21 protein-coding genes are annotated in these 21,993 nt (G+C 67.5%); 16 read left to right on the top strand and 5 right to left on the bottom strand.

What is annotated here, in order from left to right:
• Positions 1 to 13 precede the first annotated feature (13 nt).
• Positions 14 to 415: a RidA family protein gene (locus tag C3B78_RS09610; RefSeq protein WP_104997867.1), complete on the bottom strand. Its 402-nt coding sequence runs from the start codon at positions 413 to 415 to the stop codon at positions 14 to 16.
• Positions 416 to 568: 153 nt separating this feature from the next.
• On the opposite strand from C3B78_RS09610, the gene C3B78_RS09615 reads away from it, so the two are divergent.
• The 9 genes from C3B78_RS09615 to C3B78_RS19855 all read left to right on the top strand — a co-directional run bounded on the left by C3B78_RS09615 (position 569) and on the right by C3B78_RS19855 (position 10,961).
• Entirely contained in the window at positions 569 to 1,189 is a 621-nt protein-coding gene (locus C3B78_RS09615; protein WP_104997868.1) for a dihydrofolate reductase family protein, read from the top strand.
• 52 nt (positions 1,190 to 1,241) lie between these two features.
• A complete protein-coding gene (locus C3B78_RS09620; protein WP_104997869.1) occupies positions 1,242 to 1,901 on the top strand; it encodes a cyclodeaminase/cyclohydrolase family protein in 660 nt (219 codons plus the stop codon).
• Between the two features lie 447 nt (positions 1,902 to 2,348).
• Positions 2,349 to 3,737 carry a sigma 54-interacting transcriptional regulator gene (locus tag C3B78_RS09630; RefSeq protein ID WP_104997870.1) on the top strand — a complete coding sequence of 463 codons (1,389 nt, stop codon included), beginning with the start codon at positions 2,349 to 2,351 and terminating at the stop codon, positions 3,735 to 3,737.
• 6 nt (positions 3,738 to 3,743) lie between these two features.
• On the top strand, positions 3,744 to 5,750 hold the full coding sequence (locus C3B78_RS09635; protein ID WP_104997871.1) for a vWA domain-containing protein: 2,007 nt from the start codon (positions 3,744 to 3,746) through the stop codon (positions 5,748 to 5,750).
• 105 nt (positions 5,751 to 5,855) lie between these two features.
• Positions 5,856 to 6,794, top strand: a complete 939-nt coding sequence (locus tag C3B78_RS09640) for a 5'-3' exonuclease (RefSeq protein ID WP_104997872.1) — start codon at positions 5,856 to 5,858, stop codon at positions 6,792 to 6,794.
• Between the two features lie 205 nt (positions 6,795 to 6,999).
• Positions 7,000 to 7,362: a hypothetical protein gene (locus C3B78_RS09645; protein ID WP_104997873.1), complete on the top strand. Its 363-nt coding sequence runs from the start codon at positions 7,000 to 7,002 to the stop codon at positions 7,360 to 7,362.
• 166 nt (positions 7,363 to 7,528) lie between these two features.
• A complete protein-coding gene (locus C3B78_RS09650) occupies positions 7,529 to 7,933 on the top strand; it encodes a hypothetical protein (RefSeq protein WP_104997874.1) in 405 nt (134 codons plus the stop codon).
• A gap of 60 nt (positions 7,934 to 7,993) precedes the next feature.
• Positions 7,994 to 10,654 (top strand): ATP-dependent helicase HrpB, encoded by a 2,661-nt coding sequence (gene hrpB / locus C3B78_RS09655; protein ID WP_104997875.1) that lies wholly within the window; start codon positions 7,994 to 7,996, stop codon positions 10,652 to 10,654.
• Between the two features lie 154 nt (positions 10,655 to 10,808).
• The gene (locus C3B78_RS19855) at positions 10,809 to 10,961 is read left to right on the top strand and encodes a hypothetical protein (protein WP_199775375.1); all 153 of its coding nucleotides are present in this window, start codon (positions 10,809 to 10,811) and stop codon (positions 10,959 to 10,961) included.
• Positions 10,962 to 11,022: 61 nt separating this feature from the next.
• Here C3B78_RS19855 and C3B78_RS09660 read toward each other — a convergent pair whose 3' ends face one another.
• Positions 11,023 to 11,700, bottom strand: coding sequence for an alpha/beta hydrolase family protein (locus C3B78_RS09660; RefSeq protein ID WP_104997876.1), 678 nt, complete (start codon positions 11,698 to 11,700; stop codon positions 11,023 to 11,025).
• Between the two features lie 68 nt (positions 11,701 to 11,768).
• On the opposite strand from C3B78_RS09660, the gene ligD reads away from it, so the two are divergent.
• Positions 11,769 to 12,791, top strand: coding sequence for a non-homologous end-joining DNA ligase (gene ligD, locus C3B78_RS09665; protein ID WP_104999728.1), 1,023 nt, complete (start codon positions 11,769 to 11,771; stop codon positions 12,789 to 12,791).
• A 63-nt stretch (positions 12,792 to 12,854) separates the two neighbouring features.
• Here ligD and C3B78_RS09670 read toward each other — a convergent pair whose 3' ends face one another.
• On the bottom strand, positions 12,855 to 13,475 hold the full coding sequence (locus C3B78_RS09670; RefSeq protein ID WP_104997877.1) for an L-threonylcarbamoyladenylate synthase: 621 nt from the start codon (positions 13,473 to 13,475) through the stop codon (positions 12,855 to 12,857).
• Between the two features lie 128 nt (positions 13,476 to 13,603).
• Here C3B78_RS09670 and C3B78_RS09675 point away from each other — a divergent pair, with 128 nt between their 5' ends.
• The 5 genes from C3B78_RS09675 to C3B78_RS09695 all read left to right on the top strand — a co-directional run bounded on the left by C3B78_RS09675 (position 13,604) and on the right by C3B78_RS09695 (position 17,031).
• The gene (locus C3B78_RS09675; RefSeq protein ID WP_104997878.1) at positions 13,604 to 14,038 is read left to right on the top strand and encodes a VOC family protein; all 435 of its coding nucleotides are present in this window, start codon (positions 13,604 to 13,606) and stop codon (positions 14,036 to 14,038) included.
• A gap of 197 nt (positions 14,039 to 14,235) precedes the next feature.
• Positions 14,236 to 14,748 (top strand): HAD domain-containing protein, encoded by a 513-nt coding sequence (locus C3B78_RS09680; RefSeq protein WP_104997879.1) that lies wholly within the window; start codon positions 14,236 to 14,238, stop codon positions 14,746 to 14,748.
• A 146-nt stretch (positions 14,749 to 14,894) separates the two neighbouring features.
• Positions 14,895 to 16,214, top strand: coding sequence for an inorganic phosphate transporter (locus C3B78_RS09685; RefSeq protein WP_104997880.1), 1,320 nt, complete (start codon positions 14,895 to 14,897; stop codon positions 16,212 to 16,214).
• A complete protein-coding gene (locus C3B78_RS09690) occupies positions 16,211 to 16,432 on the top strand; it encodes a hypothetical protein (protein WP_104997881.1) in 222 nt (73 codons plus the stop codon). Before C3B78_RS09685 ends, C3B78_RS09690 begins: the two co-directional genes overlap by 4 nt.
• Before the next feature lie 44 nt (positions 16,433 to 16,476).
• Positions 16,477 to 17,031 carry a dihydrofolate reductase family protein gene (locus tag C3B78_RS09695; protein ID WP_104997882.1) on the top strand — a complete coding sequence of 185 codons (555 nt, stop codon included), beginning with the start codon at positions 16,477 to 16,479 and terminating at the stop codon, positions 17,029 to 17,031.
• 19 nt (positions 17,032 to 17,050) lie between these two features.
• Here the strand turns inward: C3B78_RS09695 and C3B78_RS09700 are convergent, their stop codons facing one another.
• Positions 17,051 to 18,523, bottom strand: a complete 1,473-nt coding sequence (locus tag C3B78_RS09700; protein WP_104997883.1) for an HNH endonuclease signature motif containing protein — start codon at positions 18,521 to 18,523, stop codon at positions 17,051 to 17,053.
• Between the two features lie 95 nt (positions 18,524 to 18,618).
• Entirely contained in the window at positions 18,619 to 19,095 is a 477-nt protein-coding gene (locus C3B78_RS09705) for a PaaI family thioesterase (protein WP_104997884.1), read from the bottom strand.
• Positions 19,096 to 19,288: 193 nt separating this feature from the next.
• Between C3B78_RS09705 and polA the strand changes: the two genes are divergently transcribed.
• Positions 19,289 to 21,973: a DNA polymerase I gene (gene polA, locus C3B78_RS09710; protein WP_104999729.1), complete on the top strand. Its 2,685-nt coding sequence runs from the start codon at positions 19,289 to 19,291 to the stop codon at positions 21,971 to 21,973.
• Positions 21,974 to 21,993: the final 20 nt, after the last annotated feature.

Here is a 21,993-nt window from a genome sequence, read left to right on the forward strand (position 1 = left end):
GGGGCGGGCGGGGTTAGCGCATGATGGCGGCAACTGCACTGATTTCGATCAACGCGCCGGGCACGCCCAGCCCGGCCACGCGGGCGCCGGTCACCAAGGCCGGTTCATCGGACGCCAGCGCCGGCGCGATCGCGCCATAGGCCGCCGCAAGATCGACGCCGTCCACGAAGAGCACTGTCCACTGCACGACGTCGTTGACCGTCGCTCCGGCGGCTGCGAGGGCAATCTTCGCGTTGTCCACGGCGCGGGAAGACTGCAGTGCCACATCGCCCTCGCCAATCAACGTCCCGCCGGCGTCGACGGCGTTCTGGCCGCCAATGTAGATGGTGGTGGCGCCCGGCGGGACGACGGCGACGTGGCTGAAGGCCGGGCTCGGGATGAGCCCTTCGGGACGGATCCGCTGAATGCGTTCCATCCGCACATGATCTCACGCCAGCCGGCGGAGGGGGAGTCCGCCCGGAAGGGGGTGGCCGGCAAACCGCCCTGGTCACCTGCCCCGGGCAGACCCTTGAAGGCCCGGCCGCAGCAGGGATAGCATGGCCCGCACCTGCCGGCAAAGGAGAAGGCCATGGGCGAGGCAACCCCGAAGGCGCCATCAGCAGAGCTGATGGTTGACTTCATCATTTCCCTGGATGGGTATGCCTCTGCTGAGGGATGGCCCGGGTGGTGGGGACTGGAGGGGCCGGAATACCTGGCCTGGCTGGACCAGGAAGGAACGAAAGACCGTACGTACCTCCTCGGCGCCAATACCTACCGGCTCATGTCCGGCATGTCCGAGGCCGCAGCCGGCGGCTCAGCGTTCTCGGAGGAAGAGGGGGCCAGCCTCACCGGACTCGCCGCAGTGCCGAAGGTTGTCTTCTCCTCCACGCTCCAGGGGCCGCTGGGCTGGCCGAACTCGGAGTTGGTCAACGCTGACGCCGTTGCGGCAGTGGCGGACATGAAACGGACCAGTACCCGGCCCCTGAGCACGCTCGGCAGCCTGCGCCTCTGCCGGTCGCTGCTGGCTGCGGGCCTGGTGGACAGGTTCCGGCTGGTGGTTTTCCCGGTGATTACAGGGCGGACCGGCCGGGAGCGGATCTACGACGGCTATCCCGACATCGCACTGGAGCTGGTGGACAGCCGGACGTTTGACGGAAGGCTGCAGCTGCTCGAGTACGTTCCCACCGTCCTGGAGGGGCCGCCGCAGTAGATTACGACGGCGGCGGCGACGTACCTGCCTGGGACGGGGCACACTTGATGGCATGACTGATTCGGCTGCTGTGACCACCCGGCATTCAACCGTTGAACAGTGGACGCGCGCCCTGGCGGAGTCTAAAGGCTCGCCCGGCGGAGGGGCAGGGACGGGAGTGATGCTGGCCATTGCAGCGTCGCTGGCGTCAATGGTCGCCGGCTATACGGAACCCAAAGAGCACCAGGGGGCGGAACTCGCCGCCCTCCACGAGCGGGCCGGCGCCCTTCGGGCGGATGCCCTCAAGTTGGCCGACGACGATGCTGCCGCCTCCGAAGCGTTCGGCGCCGCCTTCCGGCTCGAAAGGGGCCCGGAACGGGACCGGGCGATACACCGGGCCTCCGTGGACGCCGCCAAGGCCTCGGCCGTGCTGGGCGAAAGGGCCGTTGCTGCCATCGATGACCTTGGCTGGCTGGCCTCCAACGGGAACCCGGCGCTCATCGCCGATGTCGTCGTCGGATTCGGCGCTTTAAGGGCAGCGGTTGCGGGGGCACGTACGAACGTCAGTTTCGACCTCGCCACACTGAGGTCTGCCGGTGCCACGCTGGACCAGGTCAGGGAACAGCACCCGGCGCTGTGGTCGGCAGTGGAACAGCTTACCTCGGCGCTCGAACGTATCGACCAGCTCACGGCTGCGGTGGATCACCGTGCCGCCCCCACCGACGCCGGCTGAACCGCCGCACTTACCGCCGCCGTCGTAGGCTGGAAGCGGCACTGTCCTGGCTGCTCCGGGAACACCTTCCCGACGGCGGGTGGAACTGCCAGCCAAGGAGGACAGGCACCAGCCGCACGACCACCCTGCGGTGCCTCCGCGCGCTCCGCTTGTGGGACAGTACCTGCGTGCCCGGGTAAAACGCGGGGCCCAAACCAGCGGCCACGGGAGCGCCGCGCCGGTCCACTCGCCGAAATCGCACTCGACCAGCCCGTCCTCGTGGATCACGGAAAGGCCCGGGCGTGATGCGGTGGGTTCCGCCGTCTCCCTGGCTCCAAAGGGCTCCGCAGGGCGTTCCGACACCAGGCGGGCCCGCGCCACGCCCCGCTCGGACAGGGCAGCCGCCGTGGAACGGGTGTTTGGCGAAAGTCCTCGATTCACGGCACGGGAGGGGGCTACCGTGGAGGGGTGACTGATCGTCCCGATATCTTCACAGTTGGCGAGCTGCGTGCCGCCGGCCACGCCCGCAAGGACCTCCGCCAGGAAATCCGAGACAACCTCCTCGCCGCGCTCGCCGCCGGGAGGGATCCCTGGCCGGGTTTGTACGGGTTCAGCCGGACCGTCATTCCCCAGCTGGAGCGCGCCCTGATTGCCGGGCATGACGTGGTGCTGCTCGGCGAGCGCGGGCAGGGCAAGACCCGCCTCCTCCGCACCTTGGCCGGGCTGCTGGATGAATGGTCGCCAGTCATCGAGGGCTCGGAACTGAACGAACACCCCTTCGAGCCCATCACCGAGCACTACCGCGCCCTCGCCCTCACCGAGGGTGACCGGCTGCGGGTGGCGTGGCGCCACCGCTCCGAGCGGTATGTGGAGAAGCTGGCCACGCCGGACACGTCCGTCGCTGACCTGATCGGCGACGTGGACCCGATGCGCGTGGCCGAGGGCCGCCGCCTGGGGGATCCGGAGACCATCCATTACGGCCTGGTTCCGCGTTCCAACCGGGGCATCATCGCCATTAACGAACTGCCGGACCTTGCGGAGCGGATCCAGGTGTCCATGCTGAACGTGATGGAGGAGCGCGACATCCAGATCCGGGGCTACGTGCTCCGCCTGCCGCTGGACGTGCTGGTGGTGGCGTCCGCCAATCCGGAGGACTACACCAACCGGGGCCGGATCATCACGCCGCTGAAGGACCGCTTCGGCGCCGAGATCCGGACGCACTACCCGATAGAGCTCGACGACGAGGTGGCCGTCATCCGGCAGGAGGGGCAGCTGGTGGCCAACGTCCCGCCGGTCATCCTGGAGATCCTGGCCCGCTACACCCGCGCCTTGCGGCAGTCCCCGGCGATCAACCAGACTTCAGGGGTTTCGGCGCGGTTCGCCATCGCGGGCGCCGAAACAGTGGCTGCTGCAGCGCTCCGCCGGGCCAGTGTCCGGGGCGAGGCCGAGGCCGTGGCCCGGATAGTGGATCTGGGGACAGCGGTGGAAGTCCTTACCGGCAAGATCGAGTTCGAATCGGGGGAGGAAGGCCGCGAGCAAGCCGTCCTTGACCACCTCCTGCGCACAGCCACTGCCGAGGCGGTGCGCGCCCACTTCCAGGGCCTCGATCTCGGCCCGCTCGTGGCAGCGCTCGACGGGCACACTACCGTCACCACCGGAGAGCACGTCACCGCGCAGGAGTTCCTCGGGAACCTGCCGTCCCTGAATGGATCAGGCCTTTACGACGAAATCGGCACCCGCCTCGGCGCAAAGACAAAGGGCGAGCGCGCCGCAGCGATTGAACTCGCCCTGGAAGGCCTCTACCTTGCCCGCCGGATCTCCAAGGAGTCGGACGACGAGGAAACGGTCTACGGCTAGGGCACCATGGACATCCATCACCACTCCGCCCGGTACGGCCGGTACACCGGCGGGCCCGACCCGCTTGCTCCGCCCGTTGACCTTGCGGAGGCGCTGGACGCCGTCGCCGAAGACGTGATGGCAGGCTACTCACCCCGCCACGCCCTGCAGGAGTTCCTCAGGCGCGGCGGCCGGAGCCGGGAAGGCCTGGACGACCTCGGCCGGCGCGTCCAGCAACGCCGCAGTGAACTGCTCGGCCGGCACCGGCTGGACGGAACCCTCAGCGAGGTCAGGAAGCTCCTGGATAGCGCCGTACTGGAGGAACGCAAGCAGCTCGCCCGCGACGCGATGATGGACAACACGGACCGCGTCTTCCGGGAGATGCAGCTCCGGAACCTGCCCCAATCCACCGCAGCGGCGGTCAACGAGCTCGCTTCCTATGACTGGCAGTCCGGCGCCGCCAGGGAAGCCTACGAGCGCATCAAGGACCTGCTGGGCCGGGAGGTGCTGGACCAGCGCTTCGCGGGCATGAAGCAGGCGCTTGAGAACGCCACGGAAGAGGACCGGGCAGCCGTCAGCGGCATGCTCCGGGACCTGAACGAACTGCTGGACAAGCACCGCCGCGGGCAGGACACGGAGGATGACTTCCAGCAGTTCATGGCGCAGCACGGCCACCACTTCCCGGAAAACCCGCAGTCCGTCGAGGAACTGATTGACGCACTGGCCAAGCGTGCAGCGGCGGCCCAGCGTCTTTTGCAGTCCATGTCGCCCGAGCAGCGGGAGGAGCTGATGCGCCTGTCCGCGCAGGCTTTCGGATCGCCGGAACTGAGGGCCCAGCTCGACCAGCTCGACGACACCCTGCGGGCACTGCGTCCCGGAGAGGACTGGACCGGGTCGGAGCGGTTTGACGGGCAGGAGGGGCTGGGCCTCGGCGACGGCACCGGGGTCCTGCAGGACATCGCGGAACTGGACGAACTTGCCGAGCAGCTTTCACAGTCCTATAACGGATCAACCCTCGGCGACCTGGACCTGGATGCCCTGGCCCGCCAGCTTGGGCACAATGCCGCCGTTACCGCCCGTACCCTGGCGGCGATCGAGCGGGCCATGCAGGACGGCGGATACCTGCGGCGGGGCGCGGACGGGGACCTCCGGCTTTCGCCGCAGGCCATGCGACGGCTCGGGAAGTCCCTCCTGCGGGACACCGCGAAACAGCTGTCCGGCAGGCAGGGGCGCAGGGACACCCGCATGGCGGGAGCTGCAGGCGAGCAGACCGGCTCCAGCCGCCAATGGGAGTTCGGGGACGCCGAGCCCTGGGATGTCACGCGAACGCTGACCAACGCGATCAGCCGAACCGCGGCCGACGGCGGAACCCCGGGCGCCGGACTCCGCCTCACCCCCGCGGACATCGAGGTGAGCGAGACAGAGGCCCGCACCCAGGCCGCCGTCGTCCTCCTTGTGGACGTTTCATTCTCAATGGCCGCCGAGGGGCGGTGGGTGCCCATGAAGCGTGCTGCCCTGGCGCTGCACCACCTCGTGTCTACGCGCTTCCGCGGGGACAGGCTGGAGCTGATCACGTTCGGCCGCCATGCCCAGGCAATGGACATCGGCGAGCTCACCGCCATGCCGCCCCGGCGTGAACAAGGAACAAACCTGCACCACGGACTGCTGCTGGCCGGCCGATTCTTCCGCAAGCACCCCTCCATGCAGCCCGTCCTCCTGGTGGTGACCGACGGCGAGCCCACCGCCCACCTGCTTGCGGAAGGCGAGCCGTGGTTTTGCTGGCCGCCGGACCCGGAAACCATCCGGGTGACGGTGGCGGAACTGGACCGGCTGGGCCGCGCCGGCACCCAGGCCACGTTTTTCAGGTTGGGCAACGACCCCAGCCTGGAACGGTTCGTGCAGCGCCTGGTGCGCCGGGTGGACGGCCGCGTGGTGGCACCGGAGGCCGGGGACCTTGGAGCCGCGGTGGTGGGGGAGTACCTGCGTGCGCACTTCCGGGGGCGCGCGTTCGGCGACTCCGACTGGGCTTCCTAGCGGGACGCGGCGGGTGCCCGGTCCTGGACGCCGGACATGGAGAACCGCGGAATCATGGGCCGGAGTTGATGGCCCCGCAGGGCTGATCCATGTGAGGATCGGGGTATGCCTGACCGCCTGATGCTGCTGGACACTGCCTCGCTGTACTTCCGCGCCTTCTACGGAATGCCGGATACGATCCGGCGGGGGGACGGCACGCCAGTCAACGCCGTCCGGGGACTGCTGGACATGATTGCGCGGCTGACCACTGATTATCAGGCAACGCACCTGATCGCCTGCTGGGACGATGACTGGCGCCCGCAATGGAGGGTAGACCTTCTCCCCACGTACAAGGCCCACCGGGTGGCGGAGGCCGTCGCCGGCGCACCGGACGTCGAGGTGGTTCCGGATGCGCTTGAGGCACAGCTTCCGATGATCCGCCGGGTGCTTGAGCTTGCCGGCATCGCCATTGTAGGCGCGCCTGACCACGAGGCCGACGACGTCGTGGGCACCTACGCGAGCCACGCGGACCTGCCAGTGGATGTGGTGACCGGAGACCGCGACCTCTTCCAGGTCTGCGACGACGAACGGCAGGTCCGGGTGATCTACACTGCCCGCGGCATGAAGAACCTCGAAGTCATCACCGAAGAAGTGGTGGTGGCCAAGTACCGTGTGCTGCCCCAGCAGTATGCCGACTACGCCACATTGCGCGGCGACGCCTCGGACGGGTTGCCGGGCGTCGCAGGTATCGGCGAAAAGACGGCAGCGTCGCTGCTGCTCAAGCACGGCACCCTGGAGGGGCTGCTGGAAGCGGCCGGACATTCCGGCAGCGGACTGTCCGCCCCGGTGCGGGCCAGGTTGGCCGCCGCCGCGGGCTACCTCTCGGTTGCCCCCGCTGTCGTCAGGCTCGTGCGGGACCTGGACCTGCCGAGCCCCGAACAGGCTGGCGCCAAGCTAAGCCCCGTTTCGGGGGAGCCGCGCACCGAACTGGAACGCCTTGCCACCGAGTGGAACCTGGGCGGCTCGGTCCGGCGGCTTTTGGCGGCCCTCGACCTGCGGCAGTAGGGACTGCAGCAAAGGAAGGCTGCGACAGCGCGTTGTGGCGAAGCGGCAGCCTTCCCTGCAGTTCCTTTTCCGGCGCTCCCTCAACGCACCAAACCGCACACTGCCCCTTGCGTCCCGCTTGCGTAGTCCAAAACAGGTAGTAAGCTTGCTGACCAATACTAGTAAGCTTGCTGATTAGTCGGAGAAGCGGGAGCAGGTCGAAAACATGAGTGCAGTTATTGGTGGTGCCATCTGGTCCCTGGTGGCCGCTGCCGGAGCGGCGCTGGCCGCCAGCGCGCCTTTCGGTGCTGCAGGCCATGGCGGCCAGCACCTCGCAGGTCATCTGCTCCTGGGCCTGGGACTGGGCCAGTTGCTCGCCGCGCTGCTTCGCGCGGCCGCGCGCCGGGTTCTCCTGAAGGCCCCGCGGACAACGCCGGTATTCGTGGCAGCGGTTCCGGGAGAGGCACCTGCCGCGGCCCGGCCAGTAAAAGCGGCTGTCCCTGCAGCAAACATCGAAACCACTGCCGTGACGGTCCTGCGTCCCAGGCCGGCCGCCGTCGTGCCGCTGCGGGGCAGGCATGCCGCCTGAGGTTCCAGGGCCCCGACACACGGGCGGGGCTATCCCGGTGCCCCGATGGCGGAGGGTTTGGGGCGCACTCGCCGCAACTATTGCAGCCGCCGCCCTGGCGGCCGGAGCATTCTTTGTTTCCTCTGGTCTTCGCGGGTCCGGCTCGGAGGAGGCGACCCTTCAGGGCTTGCAGATCCGCGTGCTCAACGTGAGCCAGGCCGCCGCAGAGAACAGGCTGGACGGCGCCCTTGCTGCGTTGGATGCGCTCGAAAAGGACCTGGAATCTGCCGCCGGAGGGGGCTTGGTGTCAGCGTCCAGGTACCGCGATATCGAAGCTGCGCTGACGGCGGTCCGGGCCGAGATCAGCCGCCACATTGAAGCCCAGGCCGCCGCGGCTTCCACAGCCAAGGCGGCTGCAGTGGCAGCCGAGCCCCCCACGGCGGACGCCTCCGGTGCGCAGTCACAGCCCGTCCCGCCCCAACCGGAAGAGCCCGCCGCCGCCCCTGCGCCCGAATCGGCACCCCAGGGACCGGAACTGCCTGATGCCGCCAAGGATTCCAAGGGCAAGGCAAAGGGGACGGGAAAGCCTTAATCCCGGTGTCCGGCCACGCTTCCGTCCCGGCAGTAGCGAAATTCCGGGCAAAATGGAGTGATGACTTCTCCGAGAGGCCGGAAGGCGCCGCCAGCCGGCAAAGCCTTCGACCTGGCGGCCATCGGCGCCGGTCTACCCTTTGCTGACTCGCTTGCGGCCTTGGCTGAAGCCCTGGGCGACGGCGTTGCCGGAGGAAGAGCGGGTGCCGGAGGAGCAGCAGTAGTGCAGGCACCGCCGGGAACAGGCAAGACCACACTGGTGCCGCCGCTCCTCGCCAACCTACTTGCAGCCGCCACCAGCCAGCCGGGCCGGGTGGTGGTCACCCAGCCGCGCCGCGTCGCCGCCCGTGCCGCCGCCCGCAGGCTTTCAGCCCTGGACGGCAGCCGGTTGGGAACCCGCATCGGGTACACCGTCCGGGGCGAACGCCAGGCAGGACCCGAAACCCTCATCGAGTTCGTCACGCCCGGCATCCTGCTGCGCCGCCTGCTGGCCGCTCCGGACCTCCCCACGGCGGGCGCGGTGGTCCTGGACGAGGTCCACGAACGCGGGCTGGAAACGGATCTGCTCGTCGGCATGCTCGCTGAGGTCCGCCAGCTGCGCGGCGACCTGGCCGTCGTCGCAATGTCCGCCACCCTCGACGCACCCCGTTTTGCCGCCCTGCTGGGTGATCACGACGGCGGCGGGCCGGCTCCCGTCGTCGACTGCCCCTCCGTGCTCCATCCCTTGGACCTAGAGTGGCGGCCGGCCCCTGCCGCCAGGCTGGACGGGAGGGGAGTGGCGCCCGCGTTCCTGGAATTCGTGGCAGGGACGGCCGCGGAAGCCCACCGGCGTGTGCTGGCACAAGACGGCGGCACCGACGCACTGGTCTTCCTGCCCGGGGCGAGGGAGGTTTCCCAGGTGGCGGCGAGGCTCCGCGGCCTGGTTGGCCCAGGGATCGACGTGCTGGAACTCCACGGCCAGGCAGGGGCCGCCGAGCAGGACCGCGCAGTCTCCGGCCGCGGGCCGGGCGACACCGCCAGGATCATCGTCTCGACAGACCTAGCCGAGTCTTCGCTGACCGTCCCCGGCGTCCGGCTGGTTGTTGATTCAGGGCTTGCCCGTGAGCCGCGGCGTGACGCCGGGCGGGGGATGAACGGACTGGTCACGGTGTCCTGCTCCCGAGCCTCTGCGGAACAGCGTGCCGGGCGGGCTGCCCGCCAGGGGCCGGGGACCGTTGTCCGCTGCTACAGCCAGCAAGCCTTTGGCGCCGCACCGGCCCATGTGACCCCCGAAATCAACGTGGCGGACCTGACGGGCGCCGCCCTGTTGCTGGCGTGCTGGGGGTCCCCCCGGGGGAAGGGCCTTCCGCTGCCTGACGTGCCGCCGCAGCAGGCCATGGATGATGCGATGGAAGTCCTGGCGGAGCTCGGGGCAGTGTCCGGCAGCGGCCAGGCCACGGGCGCGGGCAGGATACTTGCCGGCATTCCCGCCGATCCGCGGCTGGGCCGTGCCCTGCTCGACGGCGCGGCTGCCGCCGGCCCCAAGGCGGCGGCGGAGGTGGTGGCCGCCGTGGCGGGTGATGGCCGCGCTCCGGGCGCTGACCTGGTGCGGCTCATGTCCCGGCTGCGCAGTGACGGCGGGCCGGCCGGGCGGCGTTGGGCGGAGGAGAGCCGCCGCCTCGAGGCGCTGGCCGGCCAGGCGGGCCCGCTGTCCGAAGCTCCCGCGCTTCCTGCCCTCGCTGGCGGTGCTGAGGTGGTGGGCGCCGTCGTCGCCCTTGCTTTTCCCGACCGTGTGGCACGCAGGGTCCCTGGCGGCGGGCCGGAGCGCTACCTGCTGTCATCCGGGAGCCGGGCCGGGTTGCCGGCCGGAAGCAGCCTGGCAGGGCACGAATGGCTGGCCGTTGCTGAGGTGTCCCGCGCCGAAGGCAGGGACTCCGCCGGCACCGGAGCCGTGATCCGCGCCGCGGCTCCGCTCTCGGCCAGCCTTGCCGAGGCTGCTGCGTCACACCTTCTGGCTGAAATCGTTGAGGCCGCCTTCACGCAGGGCCGGGTTACCGCCCGGAGGGTCCGGCGATTGGGCGCTATTGGGCTCGCCTCCACTCCGGTGCGTCCCTCGCCCGCGGAGGGCAGGGCCGCGGTAGCAGCAGTGCTGGAGAAGGAAGGGCTTTCCGCCCTCAAATGGTCGACGCCGGCAGTATCCTTGCGCAGCAGGCTCGCCTTCCTGCACCGCGAGCTGGGCGGCCCGTGGCCGGACGTGTCGGAGGCGGGGCTCCTTGCCCGGCTGCAGGACTGGCTGGGATCCGAGCTCGAGGCGCTTGCAGGGGGCGCGGACGCCAGCACCATAGACCTCGCCGGGCCGCTCCGGCGGCTGCTTCCCTGGCCGGAGGCGGCCGGGATGGACGAGCTCGCCCCGGAATGGCTGGAAGTCCCCAGCGGCTCCAGGGTGCGGATTGAGTATCCGGAATCCACAGCGGGGACGGAACGGCCCGTGGTTGCCGTCAAACTCCAGGAGTGCTTCGGGCTGGCGGCGACGCCCCGCCTGGTCCATGGCCGGGTACCGGTCCTGTTCCATCTGTTGTCACCGGCCCGGCGGCCACTCGCCGTCACCGACGACCTGACATCTTTCTGGTCCGGACCCTACGCACAGGTCCGCGCCGAGATGAGGGGGCGCTATCCCAGGCATCCCTGGCCGGAAGATCCCTGGACCGCACCGGCCACCGCACGGACCAAGCAGCGGAAATAGCAGGCTGCCGCGTTCGCCTACCCGGGCGCACGGCCCCGCGTGAGATCTCCGATACACGCCTGTTACTTACAGTCGACGCCCTGAAACATGCACCGCATAGGCTCGTTTCCACTTGGACAGTGTTGTCCTCAACAGGAAACGGAAGGACGTAAAGATGTTTCTCTTCAACAGCCTCAACCTCTTGCTCGACGGCCGGCGCAGTGATGACAGCCGGTCACACGGCGGCGGCAGCGGACAAACCGAATTCCCTGAAGGCCAGCTCAGTTCTGCAGCCTGGGAAGGCTGGTGGCACGAGGAAGCCGCCTGACAGCCGGACACCCTGGCCGCCTGGTTCCGTGCAGCGGCCCCGATCAAAACGGCGCTTCCGATCAGCCGGGCGCGCGGATGAAGCCAGCCACCTGCTCCGCAAGGGACGCGCCCACTTCCGTGGCTGACCGCTTCACGCCGGCCACCGCAAACGAATGGTCGCCGCCTTCCACCCACTGCAGGACAGCTGAGGGTCCTATCCGGCGCACCACGTCCTCGAGGATGCCGGGAGTGGCGAACGTGTCCCGGCTGCCCTGCAGGAACAGCATGGGTGAAGTGATGCCGTAGAGGTGTTCATCCCGGACTTTCTCGGGCTTTCCCGGCGGATGCAGGGGATATCCCAGGTAGACCAGTCCTGCAGCCTCCATCCCGTCCGCCACGGCCATCGAGGCCATCCGTCCGCCGAAGGACTTGCCTGCCGCCCACATCGGGCCGGCGCCGCCGTGTTCCGCCGCCTGGCCTGCCGCTGCCGCCATGGCTGCCCGCCAGGCTGCGATCGCCGTGGGCGGGCGGTCCGGGAACTTCCTGCCGGCCTCCCGGTAGGGGAAGTTGAAACGTAGGGTGGCGAGGCCAAGGGCGTTCAGGGCGTCGGTGAACCCGCACAGGAAGGGATGCTCCATGCCCGCACCGGCACCGTGCGCCACCACCACGGTCGCGGACGGGCTGTCAGGGCGCGCGTAGGCGCCGGAGACCGTGACGTCACCCACCGGGATGCTGAGGGTGGTTTCAGAAGCTGGCATGTGTCCATCATGCCGGACCGGCCGCCCAAATCTGCCGGGCTCCTGTTGCCGGGGTGTACGTTGTCCCCATGGCGAGCGAACAGACCACCCTCACAGTCCAGGGTCCGAACGGCGAGCGGGAGATGCGCATTTCCAGCCCCGGCAGGGTCATCTGGCCTGAGCCTGGAATCACCAAACTCGACCTCGCGCAGTACATCTGCGACGTTGGGGATGCGTTCATCGCTGCCAACGGCGGCAGGCCCGTGGCCCTGCAAAGGTTCTCGGGCAACATCGAGGGCGAGATGTTCTTCTCCAAGAACCCGCCGAAGGGCGCACCGGCGTTCGTCCGGTCCACCAACGTGGTTTTTCCGAGCGCGCGCTCCCATCCCATGCTGATCCTCGACGAACCAGCAGCAGCTGTATGGGCGGTGCAGATGAACACCATCGTTTTCCACCCCTGGCCCTCCCGCGCGGAAAACACGGACAATCCCGACCAGCTGCGCATCGACCTCGACCCGCAGCCGGGAACCGATTTCGACGACGCCATCCCTGCCGCGCTGGCGTTGAAGGAGGTCCTGGCTGAGGCGGGCCTTGACTGCTTCATCAAGACCTCAGGGAACCGCGGGCTGCATGTTTATGCGCCCGTTGAGCCCACCAGGGAATTCCTGGACGTCCGGCATGGAGTCATCGCCGCGGCGCGGGAACTCGAGCGCCGGATGCCGGAAAAGGTCACCACCGCCTGGTGGAAGGAAGAACGCGGCGAGCGGGTATTCGTGGACTTCAACCAAGCCAACCGGGACCGCACCATCGCCGGCGCCTACAGCCCACGGCCGCTGCCCCACGCCCCGGTGTCCTGCCCGATCACTTGGGACGAACTGGAAAGCGTGGATCCGAAGAACTTCACCATCCTCACAGTCCCGGACCGGCTCAAGACGCTCGGCGACCCCTGGGCGGACATGGGCAGGAACCCCGGAACCATCGACAGGCTCCTCGAGTGGTGGGAGCGTGACCTCAAGGCCGGCCTGGGCGAGCTTCCCTTCCCGCCCGACTACCCCAAGATGCCGGGCGAGCCGCCCAGGGTGCAGCCAAGCCGGGCGCGCAAGCAGGAGTAGCCGGAAGGGGAAGGCGACACCCGTCGTCGCCCACGTCCTTACCCAAGCGCGCTTTCGCAGCAGCTATTCGAAGCGGGACGGATCCCCGGTGCCGCGCCGGACAACCTCTGCCACGCCGCTGGAAAAGTCCACCACCGTGGTGGGTTCCGATCCGCAGTCGCCCGCGTCGATCACGGCGTCCACCTGGTGGTCCAGGCGCTCCTTGATCTCCCACCCCTGAGTCAGTGGATCCTCCTCGTCGGGGAGCAGCAGGGTGCTCGAAAGCAACGGCTCACCGAGCTCCGCGAGCAGTGCCTGTACCACCCGGTTGTCCGGAATCCTGACGCCAACCGTCTTCTTCTTCGGATGCAGCAGGCGCTTCGGAACCTCCTTGGTGGCCGGCAGGATGAAGGTGTAGCCGCCCGGGGTGACGGCCTTGATGCTGCGGAAGACATCGTTGCCGATGTGCACGAACTGGCCCAACTGGGCGAAGTCACGGCAGACCAGCGTGAAGTGGTGCTTGTCGTCCAGCCGGCGGATGCTCTTAATCCGGTCCAGGGCGTCCCTGTTGCCTATCTGCGCGCCCAGCGCGTAGCAGGAGTCCGTGGGATAGGCGATCAGCCCGCCGTCGAGCACTATCTTGACTGCCTGGGTGATGGCGCGGGGCTGGGGGTCCTGGGGGTGCACGTCAAAGTATCTGGCCATGCCCCTGAGCCTACGGCCCGGCACGGCCTTGCGCACCACCGTCCGGCATCCCCTACCACCCGCCCTTCGTTTGAGGCAGGATGTTGTCTGGTTCCACCATGTTCCGTCCCCACTCAAGGAGATCCGCCATGCCGACCACCCTCAACCCCTACATCAGCTTCCGCGACAACGCGCGCGAGGCGATGACCTTCTACCAGGCCGTCTTCGGCGGTGAGCTGTCCCTCAGCACTTTCGGGGAATTCCAGGCCAGCGACGATCCGGCCGAATCGGACAAGATCATGCACGGCATGCTGACCACAACCCAGGGGATGGTGCTGATGGGGGCGGACACACCGAACAGCATGGGGTACACGCCGGGAGCATCCATCTCGATCTCCCTCAGCGGTGACGATGAAGCGGAACTGCGCGGCTACTACGAGAAGCTCAGCGGCGACGGCGGAACGGTGACCGTTCCAATGGAGCAGGCGCCCTGGGGTGACATCTTCGGGATGTGCACCGACCGGTTCGGCGTGGCCTGGCTGGTCAACGTCAACAACCCCGCGGGTGCAGCGGGAGCACACTAGGCGGCTCTTCCTTACCTGGCGCTGCCGCGTGGCCGGGAATGCCATCAGGGAGCGCGGGCTCCTTGAGGACAACGGAGGCCGGTGCGAGGATGTAGGCGTGCAGTCAGTCGTCAGATTCAGCGGCCCGGACCATGGGCGGCTCGCCACCGCCCCGCAACCGGGCTTCCGGCAGCGCTAGGTTCGCGGTTCGGCCCGGCATGACCCGCACGCTCTATCTCGACGTCGACGGCGTCGTCTGTCCGTTCGGGCCAGACGGAGCCAGCTCTTGGCGATCCGGCTGGAAGTACGCCGATGCGGGCCTCCTGCCCGTGGCCTATGCGCCGGAACTCGTGGACGGGCTGAACGGCATTGCCGCGATGCCGGGGGTGCGCTGCGTCTGGCTCACCAGCTGGGAAGAACTTGCCCCGCAGTACCTCTGCCCGGCCATCGGCCTGGACGGGGCACGGTGGCCCTACCTGACTTCAGCCGGGACAGGCTCGGGGAAAGGCTGGTGGAAGCTTCGTGCAATCCAGGATGACGTGGAAGCCGCCAGCCCTGGGGGCGTCGCTTGGATCGATGACCAGCTGGCCTTCGAGGCGGATGCCCAGTCCTGGATCAGGCTCCTCGGCCGGCGCATCCTGGCCGTTTCCCCCGACCCGAGACGCGGCATCTCGCCCCCAGAACTTGAGCGGATACGGTCGTTCCTCGGACAGCCGTTGTTTTTGACCTGATGTTGGGTACGCGTACGATCGATAAGGTTTCACGCCGGCCTGGTTAACGCCGCAAGTCATTCCAAGCGAACAGCTGGTGAATAACCTGGGTAACGCAGCCGGGGAAAAGAAACTGCTGGACGTCGACTCTGCAGATTGGGCAACAGGTGGATATCACCTTCATGGTGGCGCTGGTCATCGCACTGGCACTATTTTTCGATTTCACTAACGGCTTCCACGACACCGCGAATGCCATGGCCACGCCCATCGCAACCGGCGCCATCAAGCCAAAAACCGCGGTGACGCTCGCAGCCATCCTGAACCTCGTGGGTGCATTCCTTTCCACGGAGGTGGCCAAAACGGTCTCCGGCGGAATCATCCGTGAGGGATCGGACGGCGTCCAGATCACGCCGGACATCATCTTTGCCGGCCTGATGGGTGCAATCCTTTGGAACATGATCACCTGGCTCAAGGGCCTTCCCTCGAGTTCTTCACATGCCTTGTTCGGCGGGCTCATCGGTGCCGCCATTGCCGGCATCGGCTTTAACTCCATCAACCTTGAAGGCCTCCTCCAGAAGGTCATCCTCCCGGCGATCTTCGCACCGCTTATTGCCGGCGTCGTTGCCTACATCTGCACGCGCCTCGCCTACGCGCTGACCTCGCGCCACGACCCCGAAACCGGGAGCAAGCTCACCCAGAAGCGCGGCGGCTTCCGGACCGGCCAGATCTTCACGTCCAGCCTGGTTGCACTGGCCCACGGCACCAACGACGCCCAAAAGACCATGGGCATCATCACGCTGGTCCTGATTGCCGCCGGAACCCAGGACGCCGGTTCAGGCCCCCAGTTCTGGGTCATCGCGGCCTGCGCCCTGGCCATCGCCGTCGGCACGTACGCTGGCGGGTGGCGCATCATCCGCACTATGGGGGCCGGTCTCACCGAGGTTAAGCCCGCCCAGGGCTTCGCAGCCGAGACCAGCACGGCGTCCGCCATCCTTGCGTCCTCACACCTCGGCTTTGCGCTCTCCACCACCCAGGTTGCGTCCGGTTCCGTCATCGGCTCCGGCATGGGCCGCAAGGGAACCAGCGTGCGCTGGAGCATGGTGGGTAAGATCGCACTGGGCTGGCTCTTCACCCTCCCCGCCGCCGGTATTGTGGGGGCGTTGACCGCCCTGCTCGTCAAGACGGGCGTGGTTGGCGTTTTGATCGCCGCCGTTGCCGGCACCGCAGCCGTGCTGCTGATGTTCTTCTACTCACGCAAATCCGCCGTCGGCCATCACAATGCCATCGAGGTGGAAGAGGCCGGACAGGCCGTGCGTTTTGCCAAGAAGAAGGCCCTGGCACGTGCCCACGCGCGCGCCAGGGCCAAGGCAAACACCCAGCCCATGGCGAACATCCAGACCAGGCCAACCGCCCAGCCCGATAACGAAGCCCAAGCCGGCACCCAGGCGGAAGCCGAAGCCGTCGACACGAAGGATGCCCAACGATGAAGTGGTTGGAACTGCTGACCGTAGCCGGTGCCACGCTGGCGGCTGCTGTGACTGTGGTGGTCCTCTATTCCCTGGGCGTCAGGCTGACGGCCATCGCCGGTGACCCGCAGCAGGTGTCACCGGGCACCAAGCGGGCCTTCGCGTACGTCTGCTTCGGCCTGTGCGGCCTGGCAGTGCTCTTCGGGCTGTACCTCATCATTCCGTACTTTTCCGGCTGACCCCGCCTCTGGCAGGCGCTGATGCCGTTGGCTAGGCTTGCTCCATGCCACGCTTCCAGTACTTCGTTGCCGCGTCCCTGGACGGTTTTATTGCCACGCCCACTGATGACCTTGGCTGGCTCCTGCAGTTCGACGGTTTTGAGGGCGGCAAGGAAAGCTACGAGACGTTCATGGCGGATGTTGGCTGCGTCGTCATGGGCGGCGCAACCTACGCCTGGCTCCTGGAGCACGAGCCGGGGAAGTGGCCTTACCCGGACACACCCTCTTATGTCTTCACCCGGCATGAGTACTCAGCTCCGGCAGGGTCCAACATCACCTTCGTCCGCGGCGAAGTCACCGAGTTCCTCGCGGACTTCGAACGGGCCGCAGGCGGCAAGAACATCTGGGTGGTGGGCGGCGGGAACCTCGCCGCCCAGTTCGCCTCGGCCGGATTGCTCGACGAACTTATCCTCTCCGTCATTCCGGTGGTGCTGGGTGACGGCAAGCGGCTGCTTCCGCTGGCGGGCCCGACGCCGCCGCTCAAGTTGGTGGCCTCCCGCACCATGGGCAGGGGAATCGTGGAGCTGCGCTACCGGCTGAACGGAAGTGCCGGCTCCTGAGCGGAAGCCCAACCAACGTTTATCCCCCGCGGGCGTGCAGGAACCGCTCCATGGCTTCTTCTCCGGGGGACAGCCCTGCGTAGGCATAGTCCGGCGGTCTGCCGGTCACGGCTTCTGATTCGCTAGTCACGGACCCTGATTGTTGGGGCCAGCGTGGTGGTTCCCAGTCCTGGTGTTCGCTTTTGTAGTGCCGGCCGGTGGGTGAGGTCCAGCCGGGTGGTTCGGTTTTCGTTGCCGGGGTGGGTTTCCAGCCGCTGGTGTGCCGGAGTTTGTGGTGTTTCGGGCAGGGCTGGCCGAGGTTCGATACCCCGGTGGTGCCGCCGTTGTGCCAGGCGAGGAGGTGGTCGGCCTCGTTGTCGAGGGAGTTGTTGCTGCAGCCCGGGAAGGGGCATTTGCCGTCCCTTAGCCTGAGCCAGTTCCGCATCGCCTTGCTCACCCGGTAGCTGGTACGGCCGATTTCCAGCGGCGCCCCGTCCCGCGGGTCCACCAGCACCCGGTAGAAGGAGTTCGCACCGCCGGCGACGAGGTCCCGGGCCATGGACGCCGGGATGGGCCCGTACCCGTCCAGCATGGCCGGTTCCCCGGTGAGGCCCAGCAGGGAGAACACGGGCACGGTGACCAGGACCTCGGCCCGGGGCGAGGCGGTCCCGCTGCCTCCGCTGGTGTTGCCGCTGGTGAGGAGCCCTGCGTTGAGGACCGCTTCGGTGAAGGTGTCGGCCCGGAGCTGGGTGAGGGTGCGGGCCTCGTCCGGTCCCTGCATCCCCCGGGAGATGGCGGTGAGCCGGTTCCAGACCGCGGACGCCTGGTCCGCGGGCAGGTAGGCGGCGAGCCAGGCCATGCCGTCCTGGTCGGGCCGGTATTCGACCCGCCGGTCAGCCATACCCCTGGCGTGGCGTTTTTCGATGGAGTCGGCGTGGTGGCGTTCCCGCCAGGTCCGTGCCCTGGCCTTGAACCGGTAGGCGGGCATCTCGCCGATCGGGGCGGCCGTGGCTGGTCTTGGTGTGTCCGGGTCCAGGAAGTGGGCTTCCAGGGCGGCTGCCCCGGCGGGGTCAAGGGTGGCGGCCTCGTCCACCATGACTGTGGCGTGCTGCCACGAGATCGTCCCGGCCTGCAGCGCCGAGAGTGTCAGCGGCAACTCCTTGGTCAGGGCGTGGGCTGCCGCCAGGAATGAACCCGCAGCCCGGGAACCGATGGCCATGACACAGCTGATCTCCGCGGCGATAGACATTTCGAGCGCCTGGGCGGGCATGCCCGGAGGAGCGGCCGCCCGTCCAGTATTGGCGTATGTCCCTGCAGCGTTGGCCACCAATCCAGCGATTCGGGCCTGGACGCTGGCGGCCCCGGCAAGGATGTCCAAGCAGCCATCGGCCAGCCCGGCCAAGGGATCAGCAGCCGAGAACGGTTCGGAACCGCACCCATCCGCCTCCGCATTGAGCACGGCAAGAGCGGCAGTGATGTCCTCAAACGCCTTCACCACCGCCGCTTTCCCCATACCAATAGCATCGCGGGAGGGTGTGACATTTAACCGCGGGCTAGAGCGCGGGGTATGAGCACCAGTTGAGTACCGGGGTAAGGAAGGGACCCGCGCTACGCCGGCCGGGCCGGGGCGTTGTCCCGGATCATGTTCGTGATGCGGGCGGTGGACAGCCGGCGGCCCTGCCCGTCCGTAATCACAATTTCGTGGGTAGCCAGGGTCCTGCCCAGATGGATGGCGGTGCACGTTCCAGTTACGGTACCCGCCGCGATGGAGCGGTGATGCGTGGCATTCACCTCGATGCCGACGGCGTGGCGTTCCGGTCCCGCGTGCATCCCCGCGGCGAACGAACCAAGGGTTTCCGCCAGCACCACGTGGGCGCCGCCATGCAGGATGCCCGCAACCTGGGTGTTGCCTTCCACGGGCATGGTGGCAACGCTCCGCTCGGGAGTCATTTCCAGGAAGTGAATACCCATTTTCACCACCAGGGCGCCGATCCCGAACCGGCCCAGCCAACCGTGCAGGTGCTCAGGGATTCCGGCGGCGGCAAGCTCCCCGGCGAAAGGGCCGGGCGTGAAATTGTCCATCATGGCAACTAGGCTGGCACCTGTGAGTGAAACAACCAAACCGGCCCCTTTCCCGTCCCAAACCCTGCAGGAGGACAAAGCGCCGCAGGGTTCCACCTCCCTTGAGGACGCAGCAGGTGGGGAAGGCACAGGCCTGGACAAGGCCCGGGCACAGGCCGGTGGCTCTGTTTCAGCGACGGCAGCCCCGGTGGTGGCCATGACGGGACAGCCGCGCCTTTTGGTGCTGGATGGACACTCCATGGCCTTCCGCGCGTTTTTTGCGCTGCCTGCGGACAAGTTCTCAACGACGAACGGGCAGCACACCAACGCGATTCACGGATTCACCTCCATGCTGATCAACCTCATCAAGGAGCAGCAGCCCACCCACATAGCCGTGGCGTTCGACGTGTCGGACGAATCCACCCACCGCAAGATGGAGTACAGCGAATACAAGGGTGGCCGGAACGAGACCCCGCGGGAGATGAACAACCAGATCGACCTCATCGCGCAGGTCATGAAGGCCTGGGGCATCAAGACCATCACAATGCCCGGCTACGAGGCAGATGACATTCTTGCCACCCTCGCCGCCATGGGAGAAAAAGCAGGGTACGAAGTGCTGCTGGTCTCGGGGGACCGCGACGCGTTCCAGCTCATCACCGATAACGTTTTTGTGCTGTACCCCAGGAAAGGCGTCAGCGACATTCCGCGGATGGATGCCGCCGCCATCGAGGCGAAGTACTTCGTCAGCCCCGGCCGGTATTCGGATCTGGCTGCGCTGGTAGGCGAAACAGCGGACAACCTCCCGGGCGTGCCCGGCGTCGGGCCCAAGACAGCCGCGAAATGGATCAACCTTTACGGCGGGCTCGACGGCGTCCTGGAGCACCTCGATGCGATTGGCGGGAAGGTGGGCGATGCGCTGCGGGAAAACGTCGACGCCGTCAAGCGGAACCGCCGCCTGAACCAGCTGCACACGGACCTCGAGCTTCCCGTCACGCTGGACGACCTGTACCAGCCGCGGCCCGACCAGGCAGCCCTGGAGGACCTGTTCGACAAGCTTGAGTTCAAGACCATCCGCAGCCGTCTCTTTGCGCTCTACGGCGACGAGGACAAGCCTGCTGCGGAACGGGAAAGCATCGACACGCCGGAGTACGTCGTGCCGGCAAATGCCGCCGAGCTGTCAGCGTTCCTGGACGCCGGCGCCGGGCAGCGCTCCGCCGTCGCCGTCGACCTTGTCCCCGGCCGCATCGGTGAGGACGCCGCGGCGCTGGCCGTTGTCCGGGAAGGCGCTGCCGCCTATATCGACCTCGCAAACCAGGACGCGGAGTCGGAGAACGTCCTGGCCGGCTGGCTGCGCGATCCGGAATCGCCGAAGGTCCTGCACGGCTTCAAGGCCGCGCTGAAGGCCCTGACGTCCCGTGGACTGGAGCTGGAAGGCGTGGTGGATGACACCTCCATCTCCGGCTACCTCATCCAGCCGGACCGGCGCACCTACGAACTCGCGGAGCTTGCCCAGCACCACCTCAACGTGGGGATCCCTGCCGCGACGGCCAAGGCAGGCCAGCTGGAGCTCTCCTTCGACGGCGAGGACGACGCCGCAGCCGACGCACTGGTCCAGGCGGCCGCCGTCGTCCTTGCCCTCAGCAGCTACTTCGAGTCTGAACTGAAGGAACGCCGGGCCGAGCAGCTCCTGTCCACGCTGGAGCTGCCGGTCAGCCGGGTCCTGGCGGACATGGAACTGGCCGGCATTGCCATTGATATGGCGCGCATGGATGACCAGATCGCCGATCTGGCCCGGGTAATCGACCAGGCGCAGGAGCAAGCTTTCGCGGCGATCGGGCACGAGGTCAACCTGGGCTCTCCCAAGCAGCTCCAGGCTGTCCTGTTCGACGAACTCCAGCTGCCCAAGACCAAGAAGATCAAGTCGGGCTACACGACGGACGCCGCATCTTTGAAGAACCTGCTGGAAAAGACGGGGCACGAGTTCCTGGTGCAGCTGATGGCGCACCGGGAGGCCGCCAAGCTGAGCCAGATGCTTGAATCCCTGAAGAAGTCCGTGGCCGAGGACGGCCGCATCCACACCACGTACGCACAGAATGTGGCAGCCACGGGCCGGATCTCCTCCAACAACCCGAACCTGCAGAACATCCCCATCCGCAGCGAGGAAGGCCGGCGGGTCCGCGGGATCTTCGTGGTGGGGGAGGGCTACGAGTGCTTGTTGTCCGCCGATTACTCGCAGATCGAAATGCGTATCATGGCCCACCTGTCCGGTGACCAGGGCCTGATCCAGGCCTACAGGGACGGCGAGGACCTGCACCGGTTCGTCGGCTCGAACATCTTCCATGTGCCCACCGAAGAGGTCACCAGCGCCATGCGCTCCAAGGTTAAGGCGATGTCCTACGGCCTGGCCTATGGCCTCACGTCGTTCGGGCTGTCCAAGCAGCTGGAAATCTCCGTCGATGAGGCCCGGACCCTCATGAAAGACTATTTCGACCGGTTCGGCGCTGTCCGTGACTACCTCCGCGGCGTGGTGGACCAGGCCCGCGTTGACGGCTACACGGCAACCATCGAGGGACGCCGGCGCTACCTGCCGGACCTCACCAGCACGGACAGGCAACTCCGGGAGAACGCCGAACGCATCGCCCTGAACAGTCCCATCCAGGGCTCGGCCGCGGACATCATCAAGCGCGCCATGCTGGGAGTTCATGCCGAGCTGAAAGCCCAAGGGCTGAAATCGCGGATGCTGCTCCAGGTCCATGACGAACTGGTCCTGGAAGTGGCAGCCGGTGAGCGCGGGGCCGTGGAGAAGCTGGTTACCGAGCAGATGGCTGCCGCCGCGGACCTGAGCGTACCGCTGGAGGTCCAGATCGGCGTCGGCCCCAGCTGGTACGACGCCGGCCACTAGCTTGTGTCGATGCTGGCCAG

Source organism: Arthrobacter sp. PGP41, from assembly GCF_002953935.1.
Taxonomy (GTDB): Bacteria; Actinomycetota; Actinomycetes; order Actinomycetales; family Micrococcaceae; genus Arthrobacter.